Raw genomic sequence first — 24,834 nt, 5'->3', positions numbered from 1 at the left:
TTCCTTAAACAATTAAAACGCCGTACCCACCTGGAACTGCAAACGCTGGATATTATCCGTTGGCAAGGCTTGGACCGGAATACCATAACTGAACTTGAGCGGGCCCAGTGGTGATATCCATGATAAACCTAGGCCGTAAGAATATCGCAAGACAAGGTTGATATTTTCGCCATAAACATTACCGCCATCAACGAAACCAAATACCCGCAGGGTTTTATCGATACCTGATCCAGGAACGGGAACGGTATATTCCACGTTGGTGACAATTTTTGATTGTCCACCCGTTGGCTGATTAAGGCCTGTAGTTTGATTATAGAAAGTTGGCCCGAGAGATCCTGGAGCGTAGCCGCGAACTGATCCGATACCACCAACATAGTAGTTTTTCGTAATCGGAAATGGATATTTGCCGTAAGCCTCACCATAACCAACCTCGCCGTTAAAGGACAGAATATTACCCTTTGAGAAGGAGTGGTACTTTTGATACTGCCCAAACAGTCGATAGAACATCATGTTTCCAACTGGAGTTCCCACTTCAGCATTGAGTTGCTGCAAAGAACCTGTCGATGGAATCAAAGTACTATCGCGACCATCACGTGACCAACCAACTGTAATTGGAACGTTATAGGTATTTAGGGTTGCAGGGTAACCAGGCGATGCGACACCATAATCCATCATGTAATTCAAATATGGAGTTGGCGTACTAGAGCTTGACTGAATCTGAAATACCTCAAACCCAGTACCAAAGAAAACACGATCCACTTCGGTATAAGGGACGCCAAACTTAATATTGCTACCTACAGACTTGATTTGATAGTCTGGATCGCCGGTATAGTAAAGCGGCTTAGATGAACGATAGTAGAGATCGGTGAAACGGCTGATGCCATCCTCAGTGAAGTAAGGATCATAGTTGGATAAGGCTAAACTTTGATTAATCTTACCAACAGAAAAATTGAGGCCTACTGCCGTGCCCGTTCCAAAGGCATTATCTTGATTAATACCAGCCGATAGAATTAATTTTTCTGTGGATGAAAAGCCAGCTCCAATAGTAATAGCGCCGGTTGGCTTCTCGGTAACTTTAACGTTGACATCAACCTGATCAGGTGACCCTGGGACATCTTGTGTCGATACATCAGTCTCGGTGAAGTAACCCAAGCGACCTAAGCGTTTTTTAGATAAATCAATCTTTTCGCTATCAAACCAGGAGCTCTCAAACTGACGTACCTCGCGACGAATGACCATGTCACGTGTCTTTGCATTGCCAGTGACATTTACTTGGCGCACATAAACGCGACGCCCCGGATCAATAACAAGGGTTAAGTCCACTTCGCTCAGGTCGCGACGAATATCGGGCTGCGGGTTAATCGTAGCAAATGCATAGCCGTATGAACCCAGAATTTCTGCAATCGCCTTGGTGCTCTCAGTTAATTTTGCAGAAGAGAATGTATCGCCCGGCTTGAGCTTCACCAGTTGAATCAACTCGGCCTCTTTACCCAGCAACTCACCAGCTAAGCGCATATCTTTCACGGTAAATTTATTACCCTCAATAATGCTTATAGTGAGATAAATACCTTTTTTGTCTGGGGTAATCGAAACTTGGGTAGATTCAATGACAAACTCAAGATAGCCACGATTGAGATAGTAGGAACGTATGTTCTCCAAGTCAGCGGTGAGCTTTTGTTTTGAATATAAATTATCTTTGCTATACCAAGAAAGCCAGCCACCAGTTTTCAGCTGCATCTCACTTTTTAGTGTGCTCTCGCTAAATACCTTATTACCGATGAAATTAATCTCTTGAATCTTGGCCACAGGACCTTCATCGATATTGAAATAAATCGCCACTTGATTACGCTCTACAGGAGTAACGGTTGCAACTACCTCAGCCGCATACATACCCTTGCCAACATATTGGCGTTTCAGTTCTTGCTCTGCTTTGTCAATTAAGGCCTTGTCATAGAAACGGGCTTCGGCTACCCCTACCGCTCTTAAGGATTTACGCACTACCTCCTGATCAAACTCCTTCATGCCCGTAAATTCGATACGGGAGATGGTGGGACGCTCTTCAACAATCACAATCAAGATATTGCCTTGAGCCTGGATCTGTACATCTCGGAAAAAGCCGGTAGTGTATAAAGCCTTAATAGCCTCAGTGCTCTTATCCTCGGAAAATGTATCCCCTACCTGAACTGGCAAATAGCTAAATACGGTACCCGGCTCCACTCGCTGTAATCCCTCAATTCGAATATCTTTGATGACAAAAGAATTGTTTGTCTGAGCGTTTACGCAAAAACTCGCTGCGAGGATTAGAGCGACTTGAGCAACAAATCGAGTTACGGCACGAAAAGAAGGGGTCAAAAAATTCAAGGTGAAAGGTAGCGTTGCAAATCGTTAAACAAGGCCAGCAAAGAAAGTGATATCAGCAACAAAAAACCCACTTTTTGGAGCTTTTCCTGCAGTGATAATGAAATTCTCTTACCAGCAACCAACTCCCATGCATCATACAGGAGCTGCCCCCCATCCAGCATTGGTAGGGGCACTAAATTCAGGAGTCCAATACTGATACTCATGAGGGCCAGGAAGGCTACAAATGGCTGCCAGCCGACCTGAGCAGACTTCCCCGCCATATCAGCAATACTTAAGGGGCCACCAAGCTGTTTTAAGGTCGTTTTTCCGGTAAATAAACCTAACATCAGCCTTAGGGAGACCTTAGTTATCAAATAGACCCTCTGACCAGCAAAACCTAAGGCATCGATAGGGTCTAATTTAAGCTCCTGCCACTCTGAAGGTAGGCTAACCTGAGGCAACAAACCCAGCGCTTTGAATGGATCAGATTCAGGGGTAATTGAGGGTAACTGATCTTGCCTAAAGGATTGAATGTATCGATCGCCGGAGATATCTTTCATCTCTAGGGCGAAGCCGTGTTCACCAGTCAGTGCATCCAAAAGGAGCCAACGAAGCGCATTCCAACTAGGAACTGGGTCAAACTCCTCAAGAATCGGCGTACCGTTGTGGTCGGATGACAGGTATTGCCAACCAATAACCTGATCCCCTGCTGCTACCCCCAGTTTTGCGGCGATAGATTGCTCAGGAGGAGCCTGAAGGCGCGCAGGCAACTGAGGTACTCCAGCAACATAAATTACTGAAAATAAAATAATAGACAGAAGGAAATTAGCAAAAGGTCCAGCAGCCACGATCAGAGAACGTTGCCACAAAGGCTTTATATCGAATGATTCAGGACGCTCCTCAATGGAAATGGTTTGCTGACTATCCCGACCATCCAGTAATTTGACATAACCCCCCAAAGGAATGGAAGCAAGAACCCACTCGGTTCCATTGGCAGCACGATAAGTAAATAAAGGCTTACCAAACCCTAAGGCAAAACGGAGAACCTTGACGCCGCACAAACGGGCCGCCAAAAAATGGCCGTACTCATGAAAACTGACCAATACACCCAATGTCACTAAGAACGCTGCAAGAGTGATTAAAGCCTGCACAAACCCGCCAATTTATTTCTGTAGTGCACGAATGAACTGAGTTGCAGTTTGGCGTGCCAAAGCATCTGCTTCAAGAATGATTTCTAAGGAATCCGCAGGAACTGGAGCTAAGGTATTTAAGCAATGCTCCACTACACTTGGAATACTTAAGTATGGCAAGCCTTCATCCAAGAAAGCTGCAACCGCGACTTCGTTGGCGGCATTCAATACGGCAGGAGCCGTACCGCCTGCTTTTGCAGCAACAAAAGCTAAGCTCAAACAAGGAAATTGGGAGAAATTCGGCTCCGTGAAACTAAGGCCAGCTAACTGAGTCAGATTTAAGGGGGTAACACCAGCATCAATACGCGCAGGCCAAGCCAAGCCATAAGCAATCGGTGTACGCATATCGGGCTGACCCATTTGAGCTAGCACTGAACCATCTCGATAACGCACCATAGAGTGGACAACACTCTGCGGATGAATTAGTACTTTAATCTTTTCTAACGGCAAACCAAACAACCAAAAGGCTTCAATAACTTCAAGCCCTTTATTCATCATCGTTGCAGAATCAACCGAAATCTTTCGACCCATCACCCAGTTTGGGTGTGCACAAGCCTGATCAGGAGTAATGCTTACTAAGTCCGCAAGCGGTCTATCTCTAAATGGTCCGCCAGAGGCTGTTAACCACAGCTCTTCAACGCCTAAATGATCGGATGGATTTTTAGTGAAACGATCTGGTAGACATTGAAAAATCGCATTGTGTTCACTATCGATGGGAAGCAATTCACCGCCACCGACTTTCATGGCCTGCATGAATAAATTTCCAGACATCACCAGCGCTTCTTTATTGGCCAGCAATACGCGCTTACCCGCTTGCGCAGCAGCCAGAGTCGGCACTAGACCAGCTGCCCCAACAATCGCCGCCATGACAGTATCGCAACCAGATTCAGTAACGGCGCTGACTAAGGCTTGAGGGCCATAGAGAACTTGGGTGGCAATCTTTTTGTCCTGCAAAAGTCGACTCAATTGAGCGGCGCCATTCGCATCAGCAACTACTGCAATAGAGGGTTTAAATTCAATACATTGCTCAGCTAAGCGCTCAATTTGTTTTGCGGCAGTCAGGGCTACTACTTTGAAACGATCCGGATGAGCGCGAATGACATCTAGGGTGTTCACACCGATCGATCCTGTAGATCCCAAGATGGCAAGCTGTTTTATAGACATTAAACCAATCCTGCTAGTAATGCGGCAATCGGCATGGTTGGAATGAGTGCGTCAACCCGATCCAGAACACCGCCATGGCCAGGCAATAAATGACTACTGTCCTTAACGCCAGCTAGGCGCTTTAACTGAGACTCAAATAAATCACCAAAAATGCTGAAAGCCACCAACACTGTAACCATCAAAAACATTGGCACCCAGCCAAATCGGATAGCCCAAGCGCCAAATAAAGTATCGCCTAAAGGTAAATACGTGACACATAAGAATGCATAGAGATAACAAAGCAGCAAACCACCCAGCGCGCCCTCAATTGATTTTCCTGGACTAATGCTCACAGCTAACTTATGCCTACCAAAAGCTTTACCCACAAAATAGGCGCCAATGTCAGCAACCCAAACTAAAGCCATGCTAGTTAATAAAAAGACTAAGCCCAACTCGCGCAAGAAGGCCAAAGCAAACCAGGTTGCCGGAAGAATAATCAAGCCCAAAATACTATAAAAAGGCTTGAATTTTTGGAGTGAGAGATTCATGCCCTTAGCCAAAATAAATGGCGCCAGGAAAAACCAAAATAAGACGGCCATCATCAGCAAAGAAAACTGCCATGCTATCGCTTGCATGCCCAGTAAAAATAAAATAATGATCAAACAAAATACAGCGTAGAGCCAAGCGGACTTCTTCGCCTCCGGAGCTATCATACGGCTCCACTCCCAGGCAGCAGCCAATAATGCAACCAGGAAAAATATACCTAAATAGATTGGTGGCAATAAAAACAAGATCGGCAATAGCACTGCCATCAAAATAGTGGCGGTGATGATTCGAGTTTTTAGCATATAAGGAGGCGCTTAAACAGCGTCGCTCAATGACTCAGAGGCTAGCTGAGCACTAGTACGTCCAAAGCGACGCTCGCGGTGGCTAAACCAATCAAATGCTTTATGCAATTGAATTGCATCAAAATCAGGCCAAAGGGTATCCGTAAAGTACAACTCAGTATAGGCAAGTTGCCATAGTAAAAAGTTGCTGACCCGCTGTTCACCACCAGTACGAATAAATAAATCCGGCTCTGGCGCATAAGCCATGGAGAGATAGGGTTGCAATAACTCCTCTGATACTTGATCCGAAGTCAAGCCAGGATTGGCAGCCAAAGATTGGCGCATCGCCTGCAAAATATCCCAGCGTCCACCATAGTTAGCGGCAATAGTGAGAGTAAGTCCCTTGCAAGCAGATGTTTTTTCTTCGGAGAACTGCACCATCTCCTGAATCCCAGAATCAAAACGACTTAAATCCCCAATAAGGCGAAGACGGATATCGTTTTCAGCTAAACGAGATACTTCGCCCTTTAAGGACTTCAGGAATAGCTTCATTAAAAAGCTGATCTCTTCTGGGGGACGACGCCAATTTTCAGAACTGAAGGCAAACAGAGTGAGATATTGCACCCCTAGTTGACGACATTCTTGAACGATCTTACGAACAGCGCCTAATCCCTCGGAGTGCCCTGCAACACGCGGCATGAAGCGCTTACTAGCCCAACGCCCATTACCATCCATGATGATGGCAACGTGGCGAGGAATAGCGCTCACCTCTGGAACAACTAAGGTAGAGCTGGTGTGCTGTGTCATAGAGCGGATAATGAGCAATCGACCTGACGATTAAACCGTCATGATCTCTTTTTCTTTTTCAGAGACGATCTTATCGATCTCAATCACTGCACGATCAGTCATCTTCTGAATATCGTCAGTAGCACGACGCTCATCATCCTCGGAAATTTCTTTATCTTTGGTGAGGCGCTTTAAATGCTCATTGGCATCGCGGCGCAAATTACGTACGGCGATCTTCGTATCTTCACCTTCGTTTTTGACAACCTTAGTTAGATCACGGCGGCGTTCTTCAGTTAATGCAGGCATTGGCACTCGAATTACAGTGCCCTGAGAAGCGGGATTGAGACCCAAGTCAGAATCACGGATTGCTTTTTCAACTACAGCAACCATAGTCTTTTCAAATGGCTGTACGTTAATCGTTCTGGCATCAGCCAAACCTAGGCTAGCCACTTGGCTTAGCGGGGTTGGATTGCCGTAGTAATCCACTTGGATATGCTCCAAAATTCCGGGATTTGCACGACCAGAGCGAATCTTAGCCAAATTAGCTTTCAAAGCATCCAGAGACTTCTGCATCTTTTGATCGGTAGTGGTTTTAATTTCTGCTGCGGACATCAAGCCTCCTATTAAACGTGTACTAAAGTACCTTCAGATTCACCTTGAACCACACGCATGAGCGCGCCCGGCTTAAGAATCGAAAATACTTTGATTGGTAATTTGCGATCACGACACAATGCAAAGGCAGTTGCATCCATCACCTGCAAGTTTTTAATAATTGCCTCATCAAAAGTCATGGTTTTGTAAAGGGTTGCGGTTGAGTCCTTCATTGGATCTGCGCTGTAGATACCATCCACCTTAGTGGCCTTCAGCACGATCTCTACACCCATCTCTGCGCCTCGCAAGGCTGCTGCAGTGTCGGTAGTAAAAAAGGGATTGCCTGTTCCGGCAGCGAAGATCACCACCTTACCCTCACTCAAGGCCCGAATTGCGCGTGGACGAATATAGGGCTCAACTACTTGATCCATTCTTAAGGCGGACTGCACGCGAGCTTCCACGCCTTTTTGACGCAAAGCATCCTGCAATGCAAGAGAGTTCATCATGGTAGCTAGCATTCCCATGTAGTCAGCTGTTGCACGATCCATACCAGCCGCACCACCCGCTACACCGCGGAAAATATTTCCCCCACCGATCACGATAGCCAGTTGAACACCGCTATTCACTACATCAGCAATTTCTTTCACCATGGAATCAATAGTGATTGGATTGATGCCAAAAGCATCGTCTCCCATAAGGGCTTCACCAGAGAGTTTTAAGAGAACACGTTTATAGGCTGGCATCGTTTTATTTTCCGTAATTTGCTAAGCAATTTACTTTCTTAGCTTATTGATCTTTAAGTACTTTTTAATATCTAGCCCAAATTATAAAGGGCTTAGGACAGATCAAACAAAAGGGCATGGAAACCTTGGTTTCTATGCCCTTTTGGGTATCACAGCCTTGCTGGGGAAGCCCAGCCAAGCTTGAAGCTAATTAAGCGCCTTTAGCAGCGGCAACCTGAGCAGCAACTTCAGCCGCAAAGTCATCCTGACGCTTCTCAATGCCCTCGCCCACGACAAACATAGTAAAACCCTTGATTGTGGTGTTGGCAGCTTTGAGCATTTGTTCAACAGTCTGCTTATCGTTTTTAACGAAAGTTTGGTTCAATAAAGAAACTTCTTTGAGGTACTTCTGAATAGAACCTTCAACCATCTTCTCAACGATTTCTGGTGGTTTGCCAGATTCAGCAGCTTTTTGAACAGCAACACTACGCTCAACCGCAATTGCTTCAGCAGGAACATCGGCCATCGACAAAGCCACTGGCTTCATTGCAGCAATATGCATTGCCACGTCTTTAGCTGCAGTCTCGTCGCCTTCAAACTCAACCATCACACCAATACGAGTGCCGTGGAGGTAAGAAACCAACTTGTTGCTACCAGCAAAACGCTTGAAGCGACGTGGCATGATGTTCTCGCCGATCTTACCGATCAAGGCGCTACGAACTTCATCAACAGTTTGACCATTCATTGGCAATGCAAGTAATGCAGCAACGTCAGCTGGATTCTTTTCGGAAATTAGATTTGCGCAGGCTTGTGTGAACGCTAAGAAATCATCATTTTTAGAAACGAAGTCAGTTTCACAGTTCACTTCGAGCAAGGTACCTGTAGTGCCATTGATTGCTGAAGCAACAATACCTTCAGCAGTGACGCGGGATGCTGCTTTACCAGCCTTACTACCGAGCTTTACACGCAGAATTTCTTCTGCGCGAGCCATATCACCATCAGCCTCAGTCAATGCTTTTTTGCACTCCATCATCGGAGCATCAGTCTTGGCGCGTAACTCGCCAACCATTGCAGCGGTAATAGCAGCCATTATTCAGCTTTCCCTTCTTCAACAAACTCTTCTTCGCCTTCTTTAACGGCAGTCAAGATTTCTTGAACAGAATTCGCCTTACCTTCGAGAATTGCATCAGCAATACCACGAGCGTAGAGAAGAACAGCTTTACTAGAGTCATCATTACCAGGAATGATGTAATCAACGCCTTCAGGTGAATGGTTGGTATCCACTACCGCGATCACAGGAATACCAAGCTTGTTAGCTTCGGTAATAGCAATCTTGTGATAGCCAACGTCAACCACGAAAATCGCATCAGGAACGCCGTTCAAATCTTGAATACCGCCAAGCGCTTTTTGCAACTTGTCAAGATCGCGATCATTAGTCAAAGCCTCTTTCTTCGAGAGCTTTTCCCAATCACCAGCTTCTTTAGCAACCGCCATATCCTTCAAACGCTTTAGGGAGCCCTTAACAGTTTTGAAATTGGTGAGCGTGCCGCCCAACCAACGGCTGTCGATGTAAGGCATTCCAGCACGAGCAGCTTCTTCAGCAATGATCTCGCGTGATTGACGCTTAGTACCAACGAATAAGATGGTTCCACGGTTAGCAGCAACTTGTTTTGCAAATTTCAGGGCATCCTGAAACATCGGCAAAGTTTTTTCCAAGTTGATGATATGAATTTTGTTGCGATGGCCGAAGATATAAGGGGCCATTCTTGGGGACCAGAAACGGGTTTGGTGACCAAAATGGCAACCGGCTTCCAGCATTTGACGCATAGTTACTGACATAACTTCTCCTAAGGGTTGGTTTCTGAGATTGAGTCCTAGCTGCGCTAAAAAGCGCCACCCTGGAAGGCTCAACCCGCTATTTCAGTTCAAAATTGATCTGATTCCGAAATTATAGCTTAAATATCAATCACCTAGACCCCTCATACCCTACTCAAGCAATCTAAATCCCCTGGGAAATGCCATCAAATGGACTATTTGCCCAATTTTTGAGCATTACAGATCTACCAAAAACTGCCAAGTCGTTGATAATCAAGGCATGAATAGTGTATTTACCGCCGAAAAAGACATCCAAGGGATGCGCGAAGCTGGCCGCTTAGCCAGTGAAGTTCTTGACCACGTTGCCCCACACGTCAAAGCCGGGGTGACCACGGCCGAATTGGATCGCATCTGCCACGAATACATGCGTGATATCCAAAAGACCATTCCTGCCCCGCTCAACTATCAACCTCCTGGCTATCCACCCTTTCCAGCATCGATCTGCACCTCGGTCAATGATGTGATCTGCCATGGCATTCCTGGAGAGAAGGTTCTTAAATCTGGTGACGTTGTAAACCTTGATATCACTGTAATTACTCCAGATGGCTACTACGGCGATACCAGCCGCATGTTTATGGTTGGTGAAGTTTCAGTATTAGCCAAGCGCCTAACCCAAATTACCTTTGAATGTATGTGGCTTGGCATTGCCCAAGTCAAACCCGGTGCATCACTAGGCGATATTGGTCATGTGATTCAGACCCACGCTGAAAAAGCGGGTTACTCAGTTGTTCGCGAATATTGTGGCCACGGGATCGGCAAAGTGTTTCATCAGGACCCACAGATTCTTCACTATGGTCGCCCCGGCACTGGTGAAAAATTACAAGAAGGCATGACCTTCACCATTGAACCAATGATTAATGCTGGCAAACGCGATATTAGGACGATGCCTGATCAATGGACTGTAAAAACAAAAGATCGTAGCCTGTCAGCTCAGTGGGAGCACACCCTCTTGGTAACCGCTACCGGCGTTGAGGTATTAACTTGGTCAGAGGGCAGCAACCCAATTCCTGATTGCGTGAAAGGTCTTTCATTTAGACCAAACCTAGCTAACGCTTAATCACTGAATCTCCTTAAGCGTAATGAGTCACACTCTCGCCGCAAAAAAATCGATTGCAGATATTGCCAGCTTAAGATCTGCGCGAGAACTGGCCTATGCTGATTTTCGCGAACATCAAGTTGTTGGGCGACTAACGAAGCAGTTGAGTAAGCTCAGCGATGAACTACTCATCAGCTTATGGAATTCCTTTGATTTGAATTCAGATGCTGCTCTTGTTGCAGTAGGTGGATTTGGCAGAGGCGCACTCTTTCCTTATTCTGATATTGATATTCTGATTCTGTTACCTGAGGATAAGCAGTTTTTTGAAGAAGTGCTAGCGCCAAAGATTGAAAAATTTGTAGCGCAATGCTGGGATACTGGATTGGAAATTGGCTCTTCGGTTCGCACCGTTGCCGAATGTGTTTCAGAGTCAGAGCAAGATATTACTGTTCGCACCTCCCTACTTGAGTCAAGATTGATCTGCGGCAAGAAAGCACTCTTCAAAGAATTTGAATCTGTTTACGAAAAAACCTTAGATCCAACATCATTCTTTCAGGCTAAGCTTGCAGAGCAAATTCAACGTCACTATAAATATCAAGACACACCTTATTCTTTGGAGCCCAACTGCAAAGAAAGTCCCGGCGGTCTTCGTGATCTCCAGGTAATCGCTTGGGTCAGCAAGGCTGCACATCTAGGTAATACATTTAAGGATCTGAGTCTTGCCGGTCTAATAACTCGACGCGAGCTCACTGAACTCAATCGCAATCAGCGCTTTCTAGAAACTTTGCGGGCAAACTTGCATCTACTTGCCAAACGTAGGCAAGATGTATTGGCTTTTGACTTGCAGGCACCGCTTGCTGCGGCAATGGGCATCAAAGAAGAATCCTCCAGACTAGCTAGTGAAGCAATCATGCGTCGCTACTACTGGGCTGCTAAGGCGGTCAATCAGCTGAATGACGTACTGATTCAAAACATTGAGGCGCTTCTCTTTCCCCAGGAATCTAAAACCACCCATATCATTGCTGGCGAGGGTAATGAGTGTTTTATTGAGCGCCAAGGTGTTTTGGATATTACGGATCCTCAATTATTTCAGAAGCATCCAGAACAAATCTTGCGTACCTTTTTAGTCTTTGCGCAGATAGCGAACGTCAAGAGCCTGTCAGCAACAATCTTCAGAGCCTTGTATAACGCTCGCCAGAAAATGGATAGTCAATGGCGAAAAGATCCGGTCAACCGCGCACTCTTTATTGAAATTCTGAAAGAGCCGGAGGGTGTAAGTCGCGCCTTCCAACTCATGAACCGCACAAGTGTACTTGGCCGCTATTTACCAGCCTTTAGAAAAATTGTTGGTCAGATGCAGCATGACTTATTCCATGTCTACACAGTGGATCAACATATCTTGATGGTGCTGCGTAATGTCCGACGCTTTATGGTGATTGAGCATACCCATGAATTTCCTTTCTGCAGCAGTCTGATTGCCCATTTTGAGAAACCTTGGTTATTGGTTATTGCCGCACTCTTCCATGACATCGCTAAGGGACGTGGTGGCGATCACTCCGAGCTTGGCAAGGCAGATATGCGCAAGTTTGCAAAAGATCATGGCTTAGATAAGGCAGATACCGAACTCTTGATTTGGCTAGTTGCAGAGCATCTGAATATGAGTCAAGTTGCTCAGAAACAAGATATTACCGATCCAGAAGTAGTGCAAGCATTTGCCAAAAAGGTAGGTGATGAGCGTCATCTCACGGCACTCTATCTATTAACAGTTGCCGATGTTCGTGGAACTAGTCCCAAGGTATGGAACGCCTGGAAAGGTAAGTTATTAGAGGATCTCTATCGCGTAACCTTACGCGTATTGGGTGGCGCAAAACCTGATGCCTCTTCTGAGCTCGCACAACATCAAGAAGAATCACGCGCCAAGCTGCGTCTTTATGGCATTGAAGATTCTGCCTATGAAAATCTCTGGAAGCAATTAGATGTTGCCTTCTTCTTACGTCAAGATGCAGCTGATATCGCATGGCTTACAAGACATCTCTTTAACAAAGTAGATAGTGAGGTGCCAGTTGTACGTGCTCGCCTATCTCCAGTAGGCGAAGGCCTGCAAATTGCTGTCTATGTCAAAGACCAAGAAGATCTCTTCGCCAGAATTTGTGCCTACTTTGAGCGTCATGGCTTCTCGATTTGGGATGCTCGCATTCATACAACGAAGCATGGCTACGCATTGGATACCTTCCAAATCTCAGGAAGTAACTTAGTGGATGAAGGCGGAAGTTATCGTGATCTGATCCAGCTGGTGGAATATGAGCTAACGGCAGCATTACAAAATAATAATGCCTTGCCATCTCCAAGTATGGGTCGTCTATCAAGACAGTCTCGCTCTTTCCCAATCCAGCCACGCGTCCATATGACTCCAGATGAACGTGGACGCTACTACGCCCTATCTCTTTCAGCAAACGACCGTACAGGCCTACTCTATGCAATCTCTAGAGTATTAGCCAAGCATCAAGTTTCCTTGCATACCGCGCGCATAAACACCCTGGGCGAGCGAGTGGAGGACGTATTCCTATTGGATGCGGCTAACTTGAGTAAGAACCCTAAACTACAAATCTTGCTGGAGACGGATCTGCTCGAAGCGCTTGGGGCTTAGATCTGACTTTGCAGTTTTTTTAATGCTCGCTTAATACGCGGAGTAGCAATTTGATCAACAGGTATCCATGCCTTTTGGATGTCTTCAGGAGAGTCGCCCTCCCCAACTGCCTTCAAAGTGAATAAAAGGTCGATGTGTAAGTGCGAGCCCTCTCCTTTCTTAGGGTTTGCAGGAATTTCGTGCAAATCAATATCAATAGGATGTAAGAATTCATTAAGAGACACACAAACCACGCCAGTCTCCTCAAAAACCTCTCGAATAGCCGCTTGAATAGGTTCCTCGCCCGCATCGATATGGCCACCAGGTTGAAACCATTGCCTAATGAAAGGGTGAAATATAAGGAGCGCTTTGCCATCCTTAATTACCAGTCCACTCGCTGTGATGTGACCCTGCTTTGTGGAGCGTGAATAAGGATCTTTTGAGGAAAGAACATCATCACAAACAGACTTAAATGAAGAATGAATAGCTGCGAAAGATATGAGATCAAGCATATGGGCAAACAAAAATTGAAATCATATTAAAAGAATTAGTTACCGCCAAGCTACTTGTTGAGTAGGAATGCTCTTACTTAAGTAAACTCACCATAGCTGCCTCATCAATTACTTTCACACCTAGCTCTTCTGCTTTGGTGAGCTTGCTTCCAGCATCCGCTCCTGCCACTACATAGTCTGTTTTCTTAGAGACTGAGCCTGCTACTTTGGCGCCTGCTTTTTCGAGAAGATCTTTTGCTTCATCTCTGGTCATCGTTGGAAAGGTACCTGTAAGAACGAAAGTCTTACCTGCTACAGCTGCACTGATGACTTTTTCTTCGACGGAGAGTTGCATTCCTGAGGCTAGGAGTTGCTCAATGACTTCGCGGTTATGGACTTCCTCCATAAAACTAGTGATGGAGTCTGCCACTACAGGGCCAACATCTTTGACGGTGAGTAGATCTTCCAAGTTGGCATCCATCAGGGCGTGCATGGATTGGTAGTGATTTGCTAAATCTTTGGCAGTAGTCTCGCCTACATGACGAATACCCAATGCAAAGATGAATCTCGCTAGCGTAGTATTTCTGGATTGATTGATCGCTGCGATGAGGTTATCCGCAGACTTCTCGCCCATGCGCTCTAGGTTAGCAATAGCGGTAAAGCCGAGGCGGTAGAGATCAGCAGGCGTTCTGACTAGATTGTGATCAACCAATTGATCCACAATCTTTTCGCCGAGACCTTCAATATCCAACGCTCTTCTATGAGCAAAATGAATTAATGCTTGCTTACGCTGGGCTCCGCAGAATAATCCGCCGCTACAACGGGCAACCGCCTCATCGGCCAAGCGCTCAATATGTGAATCACATACAGGGCAATTTGTTGGCATTACAAATTCTGCTGCATTAGCTGGTCGACGCTCTTTTACTACCGAAACCACTTCCGGAATCACATCCCCTGCTCTTCTAACAGAAACGGTATCGCCAATACGTACATCTTTACGCTTGACTTCATCTTCATTGTGGAGAGTTGCGTTTGTGACTATGACGCCACCAACCTCTACAGGAGCAAGTCTTGCTACTGGAGTGATAGCGCCAGTGCGCCCTACCTGTACATCAATACCGAGAACAGTAGTTAAGGCTTCTTGAGCTGGAAACTTATGAGCCAAAGCAAAGCGCGGGGCTCTAGAGACAAAGCCCAACTTAGCTTGCTCTACAAAGGAGTTGACCTTATAGACCACGCCATCAATATCGTATGGCAAAGAATCGCGTTTGGCAGCAACTTCGTTGTAGAAAGCCAAAATCTCTTCTACGGATTTGAGGACGCGGCGCTCAGAGCAGACTGGTAAGCCGAATTTGACATATGCATCAAGTAACTTTTCATGGGTTTTTGGAAGCCAAGATTGTGGCTCTAGAGCTCCTAGCCCATAAGCAAAGAAAGAAAGCGGTCTTTTAGCAGTGATTTTTGAATCGAGTTGGCGCAGACTTCCAGCTGCAGCATTGCGGGGATTAGCAAACTCCTTCTCGCCCAAGGCTGCAGCTTGCTCGTTCATTTTCTGGAAGTCTTTGAGATACATAAAGACCTCTCCGCGCACTTCTAATACTTTCGGGATATTGTCCCCGGATAGTTTTAGTGGAATGGCTCGAATCGTTTTGATATTGGCGGTGACATCTTCACCACTAGCGCCATCGCCACGAGTGGCAGCCCTCACTAAGAATCCATCTTCATAGCGTAAGGAAATTGCTAAACCATCAAATTTGAGTTCGCCTGCGTAATCCACCTGGTCAAGACGAAGACCTTCACGGCAACGACGGTCAAAAGCAATAAGTTCAGTATCTTCAAAGGCATTATTTAAAGAAAGCATTGGCACTATATGCGTTACCGAATCAAATTCCTTAAGTGCGGCACCACCCACCCTTTGCGAGAGTGAATCAGCAGTTACCCACTCAGGATGTGCAGTTTCAATATCGAGTAACGCGCGATAGAGGCGATCGTACTCACTATCAGGAACTATTGGGTTATCGAGGACGTAGTAAGCATGCTCTAAGCGTGCCAACTCAGCTTGTAAGAATGCGTAGCGATCCGCTAAATTTGTCGGACTAGTAGACGACAAAGCGATTCCTTAACTAAAGAGTCTGCTAGCAGTAGAAGAGCCAGCGGGAACGCCACCCTTCTCGAGGTTGGCATACAAGACATCTAGATGCTGACGAATGCTTATGACAGCAGCTTCAGTCAAATTGATGCCGTTGTCATCTACCAAGCGACCATGAGCAGCTTGTGCAATCTCCATACCTTCGCCGAGCATGCGCTCAAAAGCACGCTCTGTATCCGATACCAAGGGGACCTCAAGTAGTAAAGTGACTTGCTTAACCGGTGCATTTGGATCTATCTCTGCACTAGTAAAAATCAGAGCGCCATTACTAAAGAACTCATAAGCACGGCCATTACGCGAAAGTCTAAAACCACGCTTGCGCATCAATGCATCAAAGTTAGCACCAGGATTTGCCTCATCAAACAACACATTAATACTTAATTGAATATCACTCTCAGCAGCCATAGCATCCAACTCTTGAGCACTCTCAAGCATCGTATTGACGCTTGGCATATCAATCTGGCACCCTAGGGTCTCTGCAAGCGCTTGGGCACGTGAACAGAAATCAGATAACTCCAATACACCAATCGGTCCGCGACGGTTCGCCAATTGAATAGCTAGCTGCAACTCAGAATAAGACGCTTCTGGACGCAAAGCTTCCCAATCCTCAGCAGCATCAATATCGGCATTCAAACCTTCACACATCCAACGCGCGCCTGAAGTAGCGGGGAAATCGTTCCAAGCATTGATTTCTTCTAAGATTTCAGCACCACTAATAGCCTCGTCAAAGCGCAGAGTAATAACGCAATCAATGCGGGGGTCAATTGAAAAACTATCTGATATCAAGGGTACAGAAAAATTGACATCACCAAATGTGGGTTCAGCACGCTCTTCTATATCGGCAAACCCTTGACCTAAAGAGGGCTCTCTTGGGAAGCGTTCCTCGGCAGGATATTCACTAGCAGCTTTTGCCTTGCCGCGTGCACGAGCGTATCTGATATTCACGATGGCCACTGAAATGAGAATCAGTAGGCCAATAACAGCCAAAGCGAACTGCAAATCAGACAAACCTAGCATTGTCATGAATTGCTCTAGTGCCACTTAAGCTGCCTCCACCATAGAAACCGCAGAGGAAATATCCACTGCCACAATACGAGATACACCCTGCTCTTGCATGGTGACACCAATCAACTGATGAGCGATTTCCATGGTGATCTTATTATGTGAAATGAATACAAATTGAGTCTTATTAGACATTTTGGCAACCATCTGCGAATAACGCAAGGTGTTCGCATCATCCAATGGTGCGTCAACCTCATCCAGTAAGCAGAACGGTGCAGGATTTAGGAGGAACAGGGAGAAGACCAAGGCAATCGCAGTCAAGGCCTTTTCACCTCCAGAAAGTAAGTAAATAGAACTATTCTTCTTGCCTGGAGGCTGAGCCATCACCTGAACGCCAGCATCTAAGATTTCTTCACCAGTCATCACCAATTCGGCATGACCACCACCGAACAGCTCAGGGAATAATTTGCCGAAATGCATATTGACTTGATCAAAAGTGCCTTGCAGGAGATCACGGGTTTCCGCATCGATCTTCGCAATCGCATCTGTCAAAGTCTGCATCGCTTCATTCAAGTCAGCAGATTGCGCATCTAAGAACTGCTTGCGCTCACGTGAACTTGAGAGCTCATCCAAGGCTGCCATATTGACTGGACCCAAGGATTGAATCTCGGAATTTAAGCGGCTTACCTCAGTTTGCAATGCTCCGACCTTAAGATCAGGACTAAAGCTAGCCTCCAATGCAGTTAAGTCTGCTTCCGCATCTGACAACAAAGTTGCAAACTGTTCAAAGTTCAAACGAGCAGCCTGTTCACGCAACTGAAGATCTACCACTTTGTCACGCATTGGTTGAAGGCTGCGCTCAATCTGTAAGCGCACTTCGTCCGCTTCACGTAACTGATGCAATAAAGCATCTTGTTCTGTACGTGCATTTGCCAATGCAGCTTCACGAGCACTGCGTGCCAATAAGAGGCCTTGCAATTTATCTTGAGCCTCTTCATCACTCAGAGTTTCAAGTTCTTGCTCAGAAGTGGCCTGCTTATCCTGAATTTCCATGATCTGTACACGAGCAGTACTTTGATCACGCTGCAAATCAGCAATGCGTTGTTGCAAAGATCGAGTTGCAAATGCTGCCTCTTGTGCAGCCATCTCAGATGAGCGCAAGGTCTCACGGAGACGATCGCGCTCTTGGGTAGCCAACTCTAGTTTTTCTTGGGCAATGGCAAGAATTTCTTGTAAACCTTTTTTTGATTCTTCTGATTTAGCAAACTCTTCTGCCGACTGCTCTTGAGTTAGAGTTAATTGCTCCATTTGCTGACGCAACTCGCTTAACTCTCCCTGAATTTGTTCGGCGCGCTGACTGTACTTTTCTTCAGCCTGAGTTAATTGCATTCTTTCTACTTCAAAGCCATGCACTTCTTGCACTGCCTGTTCTGCAGCTATACGGGTTTGCTCAGCAGTTTGATGGGCAGATTGGTAATTAGCAGTACATTGATCCAACTCACCTTGTAACTCGCTCTGAATTAATTTCTGTGCACGCAGTTGCTTCTCAAGACCTTCCATCTCTTGAGCACGCGCCAACATGCCAGCCTGCTCTGAATCTGCCGCATATAGCTGCACACCCACACGACTGACTAAATGACCCTGTTGAGTAACAAAAGCGCCGCCAGCAGGTAACTTCTCACGGCGATGCAGTGCATCCTCTAAACTGTTGGCAATATAAATATTGTCTAGCCACTCTTGAAGAATAGCCGTTACGCGTGGTGCACCTGCACTTTGAACACGAGTCAATAATGGCGTGAAATCCGCTGGCACAGTTGTGTGTGCTGGAGAAATATCTTCCGTTAATAAAATAGCCAAACGACTTGGAGGAGCATCATTCGCCAAGACTAGAGCTTCTTGAACGCTCTTCGCTGTAACGGCAGCTAAGCGCTCGCGCAATACAGACTCCAAAGCAGCTTCCCAGCCACTCTCCACTTTGAGTTCTTGCCACAAACGCTTGCTCTCTTTAAGTCCTTTGCTCTCAAGCCATGGGCCAATCTTGCCTTGAGCTTGAACGCTAGCTTGCAAAGCAGTTAATGCAGTAAGTTTTGCTTCAGTTTGAGCCAACTCTTGGTTAGCCGATTGAATCTGCTGTTGTGCAGTATTGCGAGCCTCATCAGCAGCTGGTACGCGTTGTTGAGCCTCACCTGCTTTTTGACGAGCTTCATCCACTTTGCGCTGCGCCATTGCATGACGATCAATAGCCATTTGTAATGCTTCAGCATCTGGTCTACGCATTCCAGCAAGTTCTGCTTCAAGACGGGTATCGCGCCCTTTAAGCTCCTCTAATTGAGCTGCAATTGCTTTGACACGCTCACCCAAACTAGCTAAGCGCTGGTCAATCGTAGCCAGACTCTCACGGGCATCGTTGAGTTCGCGTGCATGAACTTGATAGGCATCTTCGCGAGCTGGCATTTGCTCTTGCAAGCCAGATAAATCCGCAATTAATGTTTGTTCTTTTTCTGCAGCCAAACTGAACTCTTGCTCAGCAGTGCGCTGTGCTTGAGCAGCATCAGTCTCTTGCACAGTCCAGCGCTGTAGTTGCGCCTGCAAATCTTGGGATTGCTGTTGTAGACGCTGACGTGCTTCTTGCACATAACGAATCTGTGACTCGACCTGACTCACATCGGCATTGGTTTGGTACAAATCACCTTGAGCCTGAGAAACCTTATCTTGCAAAGCGTACTGCTCAGTACGCATAACCTCAATCTCAGTTTCAGCATGACGCATTTTGGCGGTCTGCTCCTCCAGACTCACCTGAGTATCACGAATACCGTTGGCATGCCGCTCTTGCTCTTTACCAGCCTCAGTCTGTCGGACAAACCAGAGTAATTGCTGTTGTGACTTCATTGCAGTAGAAAGTTCGGCATGACGCTCAGCAACCGTTGCCTGCTTCTCCAAGCGAACCACCTGCTGATCAAGCTCACGCAGGATATCTTCTACACGTACTAAATTTTCTCTTGTATCTTCAAGGCGGGATGCTGTTTCCTTACGACGCTCCTTGTATTTAGAAACACCAGCAGCCTCTTCCAAGAACACGCGTAACTCTTCTGGTTTGGCTTCAAGGATGCGGTTGATTGTGCCCTGTCCAATAATGGCATAGCCTCTTGGGCCCATACCAGTTCCCAAGAAAATATCCTGAATGTCTTTACGACGGACTACCTGATTATTTACGTAGTAACTAGAGTTGCCATCACGCGTCAAAACACGTTTGATACCCAACTCTGTAAAAGCACTCCACTGACCTTGAGCACGTCCTTCTGAATTATCAAAAATTAGCTCGACACTGGCGCGACCGGAAGGTTTACGTAAACCAGAGCCATTAAAAATAACGTCCTGCATCGATTCGCCACGCAATTCACTTGCGCGGGACTCACCCAAAACCCAGCGTACAGCATCAATAATGTTTGACTTTCCGCAACCGTTAGGGCCCACAACGCCGATCAATTGACCTGGCATTTCAAAATGGGTTGGATCGACAAATGACTTAAAGCCGGAAAGTTTGATGGATTTCAGTTGCACGGAGTACTTTGCAGGGAAAAAAGAGGTTCAAATAAGGGGTAAAAATTATTACTAAAGTGAGAAGATGATAGCAAGCTTAGGGTTACTCACACGGGTTTTTGCCCCACCGATATAATGAACAATCTTCATCCAGGGGCAAAACCCCTTAACAATCTGATAGTTAACTGAAAAGCATGAGCAAATCACCACAAAGCATCATCGAACAAGCCTGGGAAAACCGCGCAAACCTCTCTCCTGAAGCCGTTTCCGGGGAAATCCGTAACGCCGTGAACGCCGTCCTAGAGGGCCTCAATACAGGCAGTATTCGCGTGGCTGAGCGCCTTAGCGTCGGCAAATGGGAAGTCAACCAGTGGGTAAAAAAGGCCGTTTTGTTGTCTTTCCGCCTTGAGGACAACAAACCTATGGGCGCTGGTGGCTACACCCAGTTTTACGACAAAGTGCCTAGCAAGTTTGAACACTACACTGCCGAAGACTTTGCAAACGGTGGCTTTCGCGTAGTTCCCCCTGCAATGGCACGTCGTGGCTCATTTATTGGCAAAAATGCCGTTTTAATGCCTTCCTACGTCAATATCGGCGCTTATGTCGGTGAAGGCACCATGGTTGACACTTGGGCAACTGTAGGTTCATGTGCCCAAATTGGTAAAAACGTTCACCTCTCTGGCGGCGTTGGAATTGGCGGTGTTTTAGAGCCAATCCAAGCTGGTCCAGTGATTATTGAAGATAACTGCTTTATCGGCGCCCGTTCTGAGGTTGTGGAAGGTGTCATCATCGAAGAGAACGCCGTTCTCTCGATGGGCGTCTACATTGGTCAAAGCACCAAGATCTATGACCGCGAAACCGGCGAGATTCATTACGGACGTGTACCAGCAGGTTCAGTTGTGGTGCCAGGCTCCCTACCTTCTGCCTGCGGCAAATACAGCCTGTATGCTGCAGTTATCGTAAAGAAGGTAGATGCCCAAACTAGGGCCAAGACTGCAATTAACGAACTCTTGCGCGATTAGGTCTAACAGCTAAATATATGAGCGCCACCCTAGAGTTAACTGAAGCCCTCATCTCCTGCCGCTCGGTAACCCCTGCGGACGGAGGCTGTCAGGAGCTCATCGCCAAACGCCTTCAAGCCATTGGCTTTCACACTGAGAATGTGATTAGTGGCCCTGAGGGTTTTCAGGTCACCAACCTATGGGCAATCAAAAAAGGTGCTGCAGGAGATCAAGGTGAAGTCTTGATGTTTGCCGGCCACACCGATGTTGTGCCTACTGGCCCACTGGAGAAGTGGACCAACGATCCATTTACCCCAACTATTAGGGATGGCATGCTGTATGGTCGTGGGGCTGCGGATATGAAGACCTCCCTCGCAGCATTTGTTGTTGCTACGGAAGAATTCGTTATTACCCATCCTAATCACAAAGGCTCAATCTCCTTCCTCATTACAAGTGATGAGGAAGGTCCGGCAAAAGATGGCACTGTCATCATGTGCGAGCGCTTACAGAAACAGGGGCAGCGTTTAGATTACTGCGTCATTGGCGAACCAACTTCAGTTGATCGACTGGGCGATATGATTAAGAACGGTCGCCGTGGATCACTCTCAGGTAAGCTACGGATCAAAGGCGTTCAGGCGCATATTGCCTACCCCCATCTTGGCAAGAATCCAATTCATGCTGCAGCCCCAGCAATTCAGACGCTAGTAGCAACTGAATGGGATAAAGGTAATCAGTATTTCCAACCGACCAGCTTCCAAATCTCTAATATTCATGCTGGTACTGGCGCAAATAACATTATCCCCGGCGAGCTGAGCATCGAATTCAACTTCCGCTTTTCTACTGAGAGCAAGCCAGAAGAGTTGGGTAGCCGCTTGGAGAAAATCCTTAGCGATCTAGGACTTGAATTTGAAATTGACTGGCACTTAGGTGGCAGTCCATTTATTACTGGTGATGGCGCTCTCGCTGGCGCTCTGCGCAAAGCTATTAAATCCGAAACTAAAATTGATACGGAGCTCTCCACCACCGGCGGCACGAGTGATGGCCGCTTCATTGCCAAGATCTGTAAAGAGGTAGTTGAGTTTGGCCCGCTCAATGCAACCAGCCACAAAATTGATGAGTGCGTCATTGTGGATGATGTTGTACCTCTCAAAAATATCTTCCGCAAGACTCTCGAGCAACTCGTTGCTTAAGGGTATTTGGCTAATTACTTTTCATACAATCCCCAATGGACCCTGCGCCCCAGCAATCTCTGACGCTTGATCAATGCATTGATCAAATTGCACGACGACTAGAGGAGGCAGATTTGCACTATGGTCATGGCGCTATCGACGCTCAGAGCGAAGCCCTGTGGATTACCAGCAAACAGCTAGACCACAGCCCCACTGATGCGCTTGATCACTTAGAACAATTAATGAGTGCTGAGCAAATTGCTAAAGCGTTTGAGATTACAGAAACCCGCATCTCTACACGCAAGCCCTTGGCTTATATTTTGGGTGAAGCTTGGTTAATGGGGGTGCCTTTTTTCTCTAGCGAGCAAAGCATTGTTCCCCGCTCTTGGATAGCGGAGCTCATTGTTGATGGATCGCTCGAACCCTGGTTACCTGCAGATGGCAAAGCACTCGATCTTTGTACCGGCAACGGCTCACTAGCAATTTTACTGGCCTTAACTTGTCCAGATATCCACGTGAGCGCATGTGACATTAGTCTACCTGCGTTAGCTGTTGCATCTCGTAATCTTGATCGCCACAGCCTCACCTCGCAGGTAGAACTGTTTGAGGGTGACCTTTGGGATGCCCTCCCAGAACCCCATGAAGATAATCTCTTTGACCTCATTATTTGCAATCCACCTTACGTTAACGCTAACTCCATGAATGCCTTGCCAGCTGAATATCATGCGGAGCCTGCTCTTGCATTAGCGGGTGGTGATGATGGGATGGATCTCATCCGCAAAATTATTGCCGGGGCTCCCGACTATCTATCCGAGCGCGGCGCTATTCTGATTGAGATTGGTAATGAGTATGAGCACTTTAAAAATGCATTTCCGCAGATACCCGTTATTTGGATGGAGGTATCTGCAGGCGATGAGCAAGTGCTGCTTATTCAAGCAGAAGACTTGCGTTAGGTTTTTATTTCTTTAACTAAGCTCTGCTGCTGCAGAGATGGCTTGATCAATTCGCTCTACCGGTATCACCCTTAACCCTGGAATCTTTGTCTTAGGCATATTGGCCTTCGGGATAATGGCAACTGTAAAGCCAAGCTTAGCCGCCTCTTTCAAGCGCTCCTGACCACGCGGGCATGGACGAATTTCTCCCGCTAAACCAACCTCGCCAAATACGATCAACTCCTTAGGCAAGGCTTTATTACGAATTGATGATTGAATGGCTAACAAAACCGCTAAGTCGGCAGCCGGCTCCGAGATCTTCACACCACCCACTGCATTTAAGAAAACATCTTGATCAAAGCAAGCGACACCAGCATGACGATGTAATACCGCCAAGAGCATGGCTAAGCGAGCTTGCTCTAGACCAACTGCTAAGCGACGAGGATTAGGAATATGCGCCGTATCAACTAGCGCCTGAATTTCCACCAATAGTGGACGACTTCCCTCTTGCGTCACCAACACGCAGGCGCCAGGCACCATCTCAGCATGCTGGGATAGAAAAATAGCTGAAGGGTTGGCAACGCCACGCAGACCTTTTTCGGTCATGGCAAAAACACCTAATTCATTAACAGCACCAAAACGGTTTTTAATCGAGCGCACCAATCTGAATGAAGAATGAGTATCACCTTCAAAATAAAGAACGGTATCCACGATATGCTCAAGCACGCGAGGTCCGGCTAAGTGGCCATCTTTGGTGACGTGACCGACCATCAAAACACAGATGCCGCTCGATTTAGCAGCCCTAGTTAATTGAGCGGCGCACTCTCGGACTTGCGCAACAGAACCTGGGGCAGAGCTCAGCACTTCCGAGTACAAAGTCTGAATAGAATCGACCACCAAAACTTGTGGCTTCACTGTATCCATGATGGATAAAAGTTTTTCTAACTGAATTTCAGCAAGAACCTCTAACTGAGGAGCATCCAATGCAATCCGTTTAGCACGTAAGGCGATTTGCGCGGCAGATTCTTCACCGCTACTATAAAGAACGTCCATCCCTGTAGCACTCATCTCTGCGAGAGCCTGCAGCAATAAAGTAGATTTACCAATACCAGGATCACCACCCAGCAGCACAACCCCACCAGGAACTAAGCCACCACCCAGCACGCGATCAAACTCCTCGACGCCAGTACTAAAGCGCGGCAGGTCTTCCGCACTAATTGCGGAAAGCTTTTGACGAGGCAATGATTGCGCTAAACCCTGAAATCGCGTATTCGAGCTCACCTCAGGCAAACCCTCTTCAAGAGTATTCCATGCCTGACATGAGGGGCACTGTCCCTGCCACTTAGCAGAAGTACCGCCGCATGACTGACAGATATAAATCGTTTTAATCTTGGCCAAAGTAGTGCCTAATAAA

At 46.7% G+C, this 24,834-nt stretch carries 19 protein-coding genes; 5 read left to right on the top strand and 14 right to left on the bottom strand.

The window, feature by feature from the left end:
- Positions 1-12 precede the first annotated feature (12 nt).
- The 9 genes from bamA to rpsB all read right to left on the bottom strand — a co-directional run bounded on the left by bamA (position 13) and on the right by rpsB (position 9,438).
- Positions 13-2,361 carry an outer membrane protein assembly factor BamA gene (bamA, locus tag ICN43_RS05555; RefSeq protein ID WP_216197627.1) on the bottom strand — a complete coding sequence of 783 codons (2,349 nt, stop codon included), beginning with the start codon at positions 2,359-2,361 and terminating at the stop codon, positions 13-15.
- Positions 2,358-3,491: a site-2 protease family protein gene (locus tag ICN43_RS05550; RefSeq protein WP_216197625.1), complete on the bottom strand. Its 1,134-nt coding sequence runs from the start codon at positions 3,489-3,491 to the stop codon at positions 2,358-2,360. Before ICN43_RS05550 ends, bamA begins: the two co-directional genes overlap by 4 nt.
- 12 nt (positions 3,492-3,503) lie before the next feature.
- On the bottom strand, positions 3,504-4,694 hold the full coding sequence (gene ispC, locus ICN43_RS05545; protein ID WP_216197623.1) for a 1-deoxy-D-xylulose-5-phosphate reductoisomerase: 1,191 nt from the start codon (positions 4,692-4,694) through the stop codon (positions 3,504-3,506).
- A complete protein-coding gene (locus ICN43_RS05540) occupies positions 4,694-5,521 on the bottom strand; it encodes a phosphatidate cytidylyltransferase (protein ID WP_216197620.1) in 828 nt (275 codons plus the stop codon). Before ICN43_RS05540 ends, ispC begins: the two co-directional genes overlap by 1 nt.
- Before the next feature lie 12 nt (positions 5,522-5,533).
- On the bottom strand, positions 5,534-6,307 hold the full coding sequence (gene uppS / locus ICN43_RS05535; protein WP_216197618.1) for a polyprenyl diphosphate synthase: 774 nt from the start codon (positions 6,305-6,307) through the stop codon (positions 5,534-5,536).
- A 30-nt stretch (positions 6,308-6,337) separates the two neighbouring features.
- Positions 6,338-6,898, bottom strand: coding sequence for a ribosome recycling factor (frr, locus tag ICN43_RS05530; RefSeq protein WP_216197616.1), 561 nt, complete (start codon positions 6,896-6,898; stop codon positions 6,338-6,340).
- A gap of 11 nt (positions 6,899-6,909) precedes the next feature.
- Positions 6,910-7,620, bottom strand: a complete 711-nt coding sequence (gene pyrH, locus ICN43_RS05525; protein ID WP_216197614.1) for a UMP kinase — start codon at positions 7,618-7,620, stop codon at positions 6,910-6,912.
- A 190-nt stretch (positions 7,621-7,810) separates the two neighbouring features.
- The gene (gene tsf, locus ICN43_RS05520; protein WP_216197613.1) at positions 7,811-8,689 is read right to left on the bottom strand and encodes a translation elongation factor Ts; all 879 of its coding nucleotides are present in this window, start codon (positions 8,687-8,689) and stop codon (positions 7,811-7,813) included.
- Complete coding sequence (gene rpsB / locus ICN43_RS05515) at positions 8,689-9,438, bottom strand: 30S ribosomal protein S2 (protein WP_216189398.1); 750 nt, start codon at positions 9,436-9,438, stop codon at positions 8,689-8,691. The genes tsf and rpsB overlap by 1 nt, the downstream gene beginning before the upstream one ends.
- 142 nt (positions 9,439-9,580) lie before the next feature.
- Here rpsB and map point away from each other — a divergent pair, with 142 nt between their 5' ends.
- Together map and ICN43_RS05505 are read left to right on the top strand one after the other, a co-directional pair.
- The gene (map, locus tag ICN43_RS05510; protein ID WP_370623198.1) at positions 9,581-10,531 is read left to right on the top strand and encodes a type I methionyl aminopeptidase; all 951 of its coding nucleotides are present in this window, start codon (positions 9,581-9,583) and stop codon (positions 10,529-10,531) included.
- A gap of 22 nt (positions 10,532-10,553) precedes the next feature.
- Positions 10,554-13,157 (top strand): [protein-PII] uridylyltransferase, encoded by a 2,604-nt coding sequence (locus ICN43_RS05505; RefSeq protein ID WP_216197611.1) that lies wholly within the window; start codon positions 10,554-10,556, stop codon positions 13,155-13,157.
- Here ICN43_RS05505 and ICN43_RS05500 read toward each other — a convergent pair.
- The 4 genes from ICN43_RS05500 to smc all read right to left on the bottom strand — a co-directional run bounded on the left by ICN43_RS05500 (position 13,154) and on the right by smc (position 20,339).
- On the bottom strand, positions 13,154-13,648 hold the full coding sequence (locus ICN43_RS05500; RefSeq protein ID WP_216197608.1) for an NUDIX hydrolase: 495 nt from the start codon (positions 13,646-13,648) through the stop codon (positions 13,154-13,156). The genes ICN43_RS05505 and ICN43_RS05500 overlap by 4 nt on opposite strands.
- A gap of 73 nt (positions 13,649-13,721) precedes the next feature.
- Positions 13,722-15,737: an NAD-dependent DNA ligase LigA gene (gene ligA / locus ICN43_RS05495; RefSeq protein WP_216197606.1), complete on the bottom strand. Its 2,016-nt coding sequence runs from the start codon at positions 15,735-15,737 to the stop codon at positions 13,722-13,724.
- A 9-nt stretch (positions 15,738-15,746) separates the two neighbouring features.
- Complete coding sequence (locus tag ICN43_RS05490; RefSeq protein WP_216197604.1) at positions 15,747-16,799, bottom strand: cell division protein ZipA C-terminal FtsZ-binding domain-containing protein; 1,053 nt, start codon at positions 16,797-16,799, stop codon at positions 15,747-15,749.
- A gap of 18 nt (positions 16,800-16,817) precedes the next feature.
- Positions 16,818-20,339, bottom strand: coding sequence for a chromosome segregation protein SMC (gene smc, locus ICN43_RS05485; RefSeq protein WP_216197603.1), 3,522 nt, complete (start codon positions 20,337-20,339; stop codon positions 16,818-16,820).
- 173 nt (positions 20,340-20,512) lie between these two features.
- Here smc and dapD point away from each other — a divergent pair, with 173 nt between their 5' ends.
- From dapD to prmB, 3 genes are read left to right on the top strand one after another with little or no spacing between them, the layout of a single operon-like run.
- Positions 20,513-21,340 (top strand): 2,3,4,5-tetrahydropyridine-2,6-dicarboxylate N-succinyltransferase, encoded by an 828-nt coding sequence (gene dapD, locus ICN43_RS05480; protein WP_216197594.1) that lies wholly within the window; start codon positions 20,513-20,515, stop codon positions 21,338-21,340.
- Positions 21,341-21,357: 17 nt separating this feature from the next.
- A complete protein-coding gene (dapE, locus tag ICN43_RS05475) occupies positions 21,358-22,509 on the top strand; it encodes a succinyl-diaminopimelate desuccinylase (RefSeq protein ID WP_216197593.1) in 1,152 nt (383 codons plus the stop codon).
- A 35-nt stretch (positions 22,510-22,544) separates the two neighbouring features.
- Positions 22,545-23,441, top strand: a complete 897-nt coding sequence (prmB, locus tag ICN43_RS05470; RefSeq protein WP_216197591.1) for a 50S ribosomal protein L3 N(5)-glutamine methyltransferase — start codon at positions 22,545-22,547, stop codon at positions 23,439-23,441.
- A gap of 12 nt (positions 23,442-23,453) precedes the next feature.
- On the opposite strand, the gene radA is transcribed toward prmB, so the two are convergent.
- Positions 23,454-24,818, bottom strand: coding sequence for a DNA repair protein RadA (gene radA, locus ICN43_RS05465; RefSeq protein ID WP_216197588.1), 1,365 nt, complete (start codon positions 24,816-24,818; stop codon positions 23,454-23,456).
- Positions 24,819-24,834: the final 16 nt, after the last annotated feature.

The organism is Polynucleobacter sp. UK-Mo-2m-Kol15, assembly GCF_018881505.1.
Classification (GTDB): domain Bacteria; phylum Pseudomonadota; class Gammaproteobacteria; order Burkholderiales; family Burkholderiaceae; genus Polynucleobacter.
Note: the sequence above shows the minus strand (reverse complement) of the source record. Positions and strands in the feature narration are given on the sequence as shown.